8 protein-coding genes are annotated in these 7,556 nt (G+C 62.3%); 7 read left to right on the top strand and 1 reads right to left on the bottom strand.

The features are described 5' to 3' along the window. The 6 genes from HZZ13_RS06875 to HZZ13_RS06850 all read left to right on the top strand — a co-directional run. Positions 1 to 599: cell envelope biogenesis protein TolA (locus HZZ13_RS06875; protein ID WP_197958866.1), on the top strand; the 599-nt coding region annotated here is incomplete at its 5' end. Positions 600 to 726: 127 nt separating this feature from the next. Then, entirely contained in the window at positions 727 to 1,263 is a 537-nt protein-coding gene (locus tag HZZ13_RS06870) for a helix-turn-helix domain-containing protein (protein ID WP_197958865.1), read from the top strand. Between the two features lie 195 nt (positions 1,264 to 1,458). Further along, complete coding sequence (locus HZZ13_RS06865; RefSeq protein ID WP_197958864.1) at positions 1,459 to 1,740, top strand: hypothetical protein; 282 nt, start codon at positions 1,459 to 1,461, stop codon at positions 1,738 to 1,740. Between the two features lie 645 nt (positions 1,741 to 2,385). Next, positions 2,386 to 2,892: a hypothetical protein gene (locus tag HZZ13_RS06860; RefSeq protein WP_197958863.1), complete on the top strand. Its 507-nt coding sequence runs from the start codon at positions 2,386 to 2,388 to the stop codon at positions 2,890 to 2,892. 638 nt (positions 2,893 to 3,530) lie between these two features. Next, the gene (locus tag HZZ13_RS06855; RefSeq protein ID WP_197958862.1) at positions 3,531 to 4,553 is read left to right on the top strand and encodes an acyl-CoA desaturase; all 1,023 of its coding nucleotides are present in this window, start codon (positions 3,531 to 3,533) and stop codon (positions 4,551 to 4,553) included. 522 nt (positions 4,554 to 5,075) lie between these two features. Next, a complete protein-coding gene (locus HZZ13_RS06850) occupies positions 5,076 to 5,372 on the top strand; it encodes a cytosolic protein (RefSeq protein ID WP_197958861.1) in 297 nt (98 codons plus the stop codon). Positions 5,373 to 5,683: 311 nt separating this feature from the next. Here HZZ13_RS06850 and HZZ13_RS06845 read toward each other — a convergent pair whose 3' ends face one another. Continuing rightward, positions 5,684 to 6,886, bottom strand: a complete 1,203-nt coding sequence (locus tag HZZ13_RS06845; protein WP_197958860.1) for a calcium-binding protein — start codon at positions 6,884 to 6,886, stop codon at positions 5,684 to 5,686. Between the two features lie 268 nt (positions 6,887 to 7,154). Between HZZ13_RS06845 and HZZ13_RS06840 the strand changes: the two genes are divergently transcribed. Continuing rightward, positions 7,155 to 7,376 carry a hypothetical protein gene (locus HZZ13_RS06840; protein ID WP_197958859.1) on the top strand — a complete coding sequence of 74 codons (222 nt, stop codon included), beginning with the start codon at positions 7,155 to 7,157 and terminating at the stop codon, positions 7,374 to 7,376. Positions 7,377 to 7,556: the final 180 nt, after the last annotated feature.

Below are 7,556 nucleotides of genomic sequence, written 5' to 3'. Positions count from 1 at the left end.
GCTTCTACGATCAGGCGATTGCCGCGCCCTCGATGAAGGCGGCGCTGGCCGCCTGGGGCGCCAGCTCCAATCTGTTCCATCAGGGCGTTGCCAAGGAGACCGACGACCCTGATGTCGTGGCCGCGACCATGGCGAAGCCGGGCGTGGTGCTCAGGCGCCCGGTCGGCTCGGACGGCCCGTTCACCGAGAGCGCGGAGCTGCCGACCGAGCTCGGCGAGGGCGAGGCGAGGGCCGGGAGAAAGTCGAAGAGCAAATCGGGATCGCAGAAGCGTCCTGCGAAGGCGGAGCGGAAAGCAAGCCGGGAGATCGATGATACGGTCGCCCGCAAGGCCGCCGCAGCGTTCGAGAAGGAGGAGCGACGCCGCGAGGCAGCGCGTGCCAAGGAGGAGGCCACCCGCGCCAAAGAGCGCGCGCGCCGCGACAAGGCGGTTGCCGCGGCAGAAGCCGCGCTCGACAAGGCGCGGCGCGAGCACGAAGCGAAGGCCGAGGCGATCGAAGCCGAGCGGGCCGCGCTCGACGCGCGCGCAGAAGCCGAGCAGGAGCGCTGGGACAAGCAGAGGCAGAAGCTGGATCACGCCCTGCGCCGCGCGCGCGAGTAGCTTTCGCAGGAAGAGAGGGATTTCTTTACCATGCCGTCCAGTCCCGGCCGTCGCGTCCGACGTTTAGGAGTTGCGGCAAAATTCTGCGCTATCTTGGCCCCGATAGATTTGCGCTTCGGGAACCGTCATGAGCGATCATCGCGCCGCAGTCAGGCATCACACGCTGAGGACCGGCATCGTCGAATTCGACAACGGCAGCGGCAGCACCGTCAGCGTGCCCTGCACGATCCGCGACGTCTCCGCCACCGGCGCGCGGCTGGAGCTCAATTCATCGCTATGGGTCGCCGCGCACTTCACGCTGATCTTCAGGAGCGGCCTGCGCAAGGGCTGCCGCGTCGCCTGGCGCAAGGGCCGGCTGATCGGCAGCGCGTTCGAGGACGGTTATGCGAGCGCGCACGAGCAGGCGGTGATGATGACTGTGGAGGAGCAGACCCGGCACCGGCTCGGCATCGGCGCGCGCGTCAAGGCTGCGCGCGAGACCCGCGGCTACACCGAGCCCCAGCTGGCCGAGCACATCGGTGTTGCGCCCAGCTTCCTGGCGCAGGCCGAGCAGGGCGAAGCGGATATTCCGCTCTACCAGCTGATGCACATCGCGGATTTGTTGATGGTCGGTCTCGATGGGCTCGTTGCCGGCGCGGCGCCTGAGGAGGTGGATGCGGTGTGAGTCCGCATAGCCCAGATGGAGCGCAGCGTAATCCGGGATGTTGCCACAAGGCACATTGGTCCCGGATTGTGCTCCGCTCCATTGGCGCTACGCTCGCTGCCAGAGCCGACAGCGTTCATTCAAGCAACGTCGATGGCGAATTGGCTTGCCTTGCTTTGCGTCCTTTTGCACTCTCTTGGGGAAGGAGACCAACGCATGAAGAAAAAGATCATCGCGTGTGCGCTCGGAACGGCACTGGTGCTGTGCAGCCTTGGGATTTCAGGTGCTGAAGCCCGGACGCGGAAGGCTGTCGTCGTTCGCCAGCCGCAGCAAAGGCTGATCGTCACGGCGCCCGTGCTTAGGCCGACGCCGTGGGATTACAATATTGTTCCACGATATCGCTATCGCCCTGAAGACGACCGGGTCGATCCCTACGGCCCGCCGCTGGTGCCGTCGTACGTTCGCTATGAGGGATGGCGGTGGCCGTATTGGTGGTGAGTAACGATCACATTCTAAACATGTGACGATCGGCAAGCGGCGGACGCAGAACTGAATAACTCGCCGTCGGCGCAAAGCGCCGCCGATGACGGGTCCTGCACGTGCGGCAGCCCTCGATCTCGCCACGCTCGATCCGGCCTAAAGCCTGATGAGATGAGGCTCGATCGCTGCGCCGATGGAAGTGCACTCCCTCTCCCGCTTGCGCCCGCCCGCGGGAGAGGTCGGCGCGTCCGGGCGATGCGAAGCATCGTCCCGCGCGCCGGGTGAGGGCTTTCTCCTCTTGGGGATTGTCCCATTGCGGAAACACCCTCTCCGCGACCCTCTCCCGCAAGCGGGCCCCGCGGGCGGGAGAGGTGAAGAGCCGCGGCAACCGATTCAATCTAAAGCTATTCCCGCTCGTTCAGCCATTCGGACGGGCTCATTTGTCTTTGGATAGGTCGAGTTGTTGCGAAATCAACCATCTTCGCCAACCTGACACGGAGAAGTTGAGTTCTGATAAGCCATTATCTCTGCGTGCGCAGTCAGTGATTGGGAAAAAATGGCAAAGCTGAGACTGTCAACAATACATCGGGGTAGAACGGTACTTATCCCCGTAATAAACCCAATGCTGCTTGGGGTTCTGGGCGCGTATTGGGAGGATCAGTCATGGCAAGTGTTGAACAATTGCGCAGACGGGAAGGAGTGAACTTGGTTCAACTCGAAGCGGACATTGCGTCGATCCGCTCGGGAAGCTCCATTACTTCAGTTGCTTTACCTGATTACGTCGAGCACACCGCGGGCGTGTCGCGCGTCGGCGCGCTCAGTGCAGAGGCGGTCATCCGCGACTATGAATCCGCTGCAAAAGAGATCGAGGCCATGGGCACCGAGTTGATCGACGCCGCGCAAAAATGTGAGGCGCTGACAGCCCAGGTTCATGATGCGATCGCCTTCATGCGAGAAACGGCGGCGGGATATCGTGAAGAGGGACGGAAGATCTTCAAGCGCATCGAAGAATGCGCGCTGTTCACCGAAGACGTCCGCAAGACCTGCGAACAGGTCAAGCGCAGAATGACCGAAGTCTCGGTCGGCCCATCTTCCGATGAGGAGCTCGCGCCGCAAGAGCCCGAACTGACCGGGATCGCCGCCAAGGTGACGATGAGCGAGATACGGTGAGGCGGGCGTAGAGTGTAGTTCGCAGGATGGGTGGAGCTCTTGCCGAACCGGCCGTCGCGCGCGGCGTCGGTGACGATCGCGTCCGCTGGTCGAGCCAAGTCGCTCCACCCATCCTGCGGCCTGCAAGCTTGTGATCTAACCCGCCGTCCTCCGCCGCAGCCGTAGAACTGCCGCTTCATCGCGTTGAGCCTGGCGACATAGCTTTGCGGCTTCAGTGAAGTTGGGCTGTGGGCGTAATCGCGGAGACCGTGGATTTGGTTAACGCTGCGCACAAAGCCCGAAAATTCGGCGTCACTTGCCTCCGATCGCTGGCCTGTCGCATTTGAGGGCGGGGCCCGCGGCCATCCGTCGAGACGCTCGCTTGAGGCGGGCTCCTTCAGGATGAGGGCGGAATGTGTGGCAGCAGTTTCAACGGGCACAGTGCTGCTTAGCCTCATCCTGAGACCGCTGGAAGCGGTCGTCTCGAAGGATGAGGCATGCGTCCAGGCGTCGCCAACAGTGCATTGCCCTCCCTCTGGCCGCGTCTTTTCAGGCGCGCAGCTCCGTGCTCCCAAGGCCGAACGGGTCCTTGCTCAAAACAACCCTCGGCTGTACGTTGCACTGCAGAAGAGCGCATTTGCTTGATTGGATCGGCTGAAATGACCGTGGTTGAGAGCGTTGTGTCCGAGCAGCTTTCGGAGCCGAAGATGCCGCCGGGCGTGCTGACCGAAGGTCCGGTGGTCGACGCCAAGTTTCGCGACTCCTACATCTCATTCGCGCTCATGATCGGCGGCTCGATCGCGGCGCTGGTCTGGGCGTTCTGGCAAGGCATCGGCTGGGTCGAGGTTTCGGTGTTCGCCGGCACGTTCGTGCTGTCCACGATCGGAATCGGCTTCATGCATCGCTACTTCGTGCACCGCAGCTTTCGCTGCGGTCCGGTGATGCGGACGATCTTCGCCGCGCTCGCGACCATGGCGGTGCAGGGCTCCATCGTGAAATGGGTGAGCAACCACCGGCGGCACCATCTTCACTCCGACCGGCCCGGCGACGTCCACAGCCCATACTATGACGGCTCCGGCAACGCCTATACCAGCTTCGCCAAGGGCATGTCGCATGCGCAAGGCGGCTGGGTGTGGGACCGCGAGACCACCGACGCCACCTACTACGCCAAGGACATCCTGGCCGACCCGATCGCGATGTTCTTCACCAGGACGCGATGGTACTGGTACGCGCTCTCGGCGCTGATCATTCCAGGCGGCATCGGCTACGCCTTCGGCGGCGTGCACACGATGATCGGCTGCATCCTGTTCTCCGGCCTGTTCCGCAGCTACCTCATGACCATGGCCACCTCCCTGGTGAACTCGGTCTGCCACAGCGACGGCCGCTGGGGCTACCGCCGCTTCGAGACCCATGACGGCACGACCAACGAGCTGGTGACCACGCTGCTCACCTTCGGCGAGGGGCTGCACAACAACCATCACCGCTTTCCGCGGGATGCGTACCTGTCGCACGCCTGGTACGAGATCGACATCAATGGACTGATCATTCTGGGGCTTGGGAAGCTCGGGCTGGTGCATGACATTTTTGCGGCGGGAAGCCGGACGCCTAGCGACGGAAGTTCTGGGTCCCGAGATCTAGACGACGGAAAACGTTCGATACCGGATACGGAAGCTGTGGCCTGAAGCGCGAAGCAGAGGCATCCGCCTGCGGACATCTGGTCAACAGCATGCCGATTGCAGCCGCCTTGGCGTCAGGTCCGCCGATCCGGCGCTGTCACCGTAATTTAGATCGCTCCATTCATCCCGGCGGCTAGAAGCTGGCGCCGGATGCCATGAGCATTGCCCCGGCGGCCATCAGAAGCACACCGGGCCAATTCGCGCCCAAACCGAGGAATCCCAAGCCGCGCCGTGGCGGCTCGAGCGTGTCGCGGACCCGCCCGGAGGAATCCCGACCACTAAGCGGTCCCCGCCAAATGGTGGCGCGTGCCGTGTACAGGAGCCCGCCAAGGATGAGTAGCGCGCCAAGGCCCATCAGGACCATTTTCGCCTCTTAATCGTCTTCTGCCACCGCAAAGGGAGGCAACTTAAGTCAAGACGATGGACGACGATTGGTTCCGCAGCCCGCAGGATGGTAGCGCTTCGCCCCGCCCATCCCACGGGCTAAAATGGACACGGAGGGCTCAGTCCAACCGGAAGGAGGCTCCGATGAAGTCGCTTTTGCTGCTCACGGCGAGCGGTCCGCTGCTCATTCTCACCTCGCATGAGTCCCTGAGGGATCAGAAGCTTCTCGAGGTGCTCAGACAGAAAGGGATCGGCAAGTTCGTTGCGTTCGAGGTTCCGTTGTCGCTCGCCAGGGAGCGCTATGGCGGGCATTTTCGTGCGGTCGAAAGCAATCTGCACGAGACCGACGATCTGAGAGTCCTCGACTTCAACGGCCAGCGGATCTTTCAGCTCTTCCGTTTCGACGAACTCGGTGCGCCGATCCTGCAGGAACAGTTGTGATCTGGTTTGGTCTTGCGCAGGATGGCCCGCGCGGGGGAGGGAGCCCAGTCCCGACGCCGCAGCATCGTTCACCCATATGCGATACCCCTGCGCAGGATGGGGCGAGGGGATGCGAAACCGATAGTCCATGCGCCAGTGCACTTAATGCAAGAGGGCGGGTTGGCAGGCGGGGATGCGGATAGATTGGTGCATGTCACCGTAATGTCGAGCCCATCAGCGAAGCGATATCTAAGGATGCCAGGCGCCGAAACATTCCTGCGATGTCGCCCCATGTGCCGTGGAGCGACATCGCCGCTTTTGATTCAGTTTCCTCAGATGATGAAGTCGGTTGGACGCAGGTTGGCCGCCTGGACCCCGTCCAGCGTGATGGTGTCGCTCGCCGACAGATGGATTACGGCATCGCCGGCAGCATTGTCGCTGATCAGGCTCGACAGCGCCGCCCAATCCGCAAACCCGTAATCGTGCACGTTGATCAGGTCGTGCTCGGTCGCGGTGCTGCCGACCGCCTTGTTGCCCTGATCGAAATCGGTGATCAGGTCGTTGCCGGAGCCGGTGTTGAAGACGAAGCTGTCGCTGTTGCCGCCGCCGGAGAGCTGGTCATCGCCGGCGCCGCCGTTGAGGATATCCCTGCCGCCGGTGATCGAGCCCGGCGTTGCGGGGGCATAGATCCTCCCATCGCCATACAGGAAGTCGTTGGTAGCCGCGCCGTTGAGGATGTCGTTGCCGCCTTTAGCGTTGCCAGACATGGTCGGAGCATCGCCGAAGAGCACAGTGCGCGCATACTCGGTGGTGTCGGGGCCTTTGGCCATGAGGGTGATAATGTCATCTCCCCCTTGGGCATTGTCGGTCAGTGACGTCGAATCTCCATACACAGCTCCGCCGGCCCAGACATTCTCGGTGCTGATGGTGAAAGTGATGTTGTCGTTGCCGCCATGCGCATCGCCGCCGATGGAGCCGATGGCATCACCGCTGGCCTTCGCCGAGCCCTCTCGGGTGTCCAGAGTGATGTCGAGCGTGTCGTTGCCGCCATGCGCCGTACCACTGATGGAACCGCCGGCATCGCCGGCGTACACATTTGTGTAGCCCCGCCAACCCACCGTGCCGACGATGACGTCGCTGCCGCCGTGCGAATTTCCCGACATGTCGCCAGCAACGTCGCCGAAGGCCTGCACGTTGGTGTACAGCGAGTCTGACTCGACACTGATCGTGTCGTTGCCGCCCCTGGCATCGTCGGTCATCGCCTGGGCATCGCCGACCACGAGGCCGTCGTTCCAGCCGTAATTGAAGTTGACCGTAAGCGTGTCGTTGCCGCCGTGGGACTGACCATGCAACGTCGTGTTGTCCTCGCCGAAGATCGTGACCTCTGCTTCCGGCTGGGCGACGGTTACCGTCACGGTGTCGTTGCCGCCCCAGGCATCCGTCGTGGTCGGAAAATTCGGATCGCCGTAGAGGGTTTCGATTTGACCAAACTGGTCGAGCAGGACGTCGATGGTGTCGTTCGGCAGATATCGCATGGCGTCACTCCCATTTCATTGTCGGAAGCGGGGCTGGCGCATGCAGTGTTCTTGCAAGTCGCGTTGTTGACCACGCTTCACCGGGAGCAATCTACCTTTGGTAGATGGCAGAGATATGCAGGAATTCAGGAGAGAGTTTGATGACGCGCACGGAACTGCGGCGTACGCCGGCAGCGGCATCCTACGGGCTGCGGTCTTACCGTAATTCCGGTTGAGGCCTGCTCCGAATGGCATCAGAGAAAGATGCGTTCGCGAACTGACTTCAGCCGTGGTGACGATCAACGCGCCGATGCCTGTCAGCATTGACGAATGGACGCTGCTGGCATGCCTGAAGGGCGAGATTTCCGAGCCAAAATGGCGCGTGCACCTGCAGGCGTTGTTCGACGCGGTGGATGTATCCGTCATCCACAATCTCGTCATCGATCGTATCGTGACGTTCGACGAACTATCGAAAGCCATCGACGCCTGGCAGGCCGGAGTGCGAAAATGAAAGATGGGTCAGGGAGATGGCTTCCTTCGAGGTGGGAAGATCTCCTGGGGAAGGCGCTGATCGCGCCCCGGATGTCGCTTTGCTCATCCGGGCTAAGCTCGCCGTTCATCGCGTTGCGGCGGCGAAAGGGACCAGTTGAGCGGCGCTGGTCTCACCATGAACGCTCGCTGAAGGGAACCG

Source organism: Bradyrhizobium agreste (assembly GCF_016031625.1).
Classification (GTDB): Bacteria; Pseudomonadota; Alphaproteobacteria; order Rhizobiales; family Xanthobacteraceae; genus Bradyrhizobium; species Bradyrhizobium agreste.
This window is presented reverse-complemented; position numbering and strand designations above follow the sequence as displayed.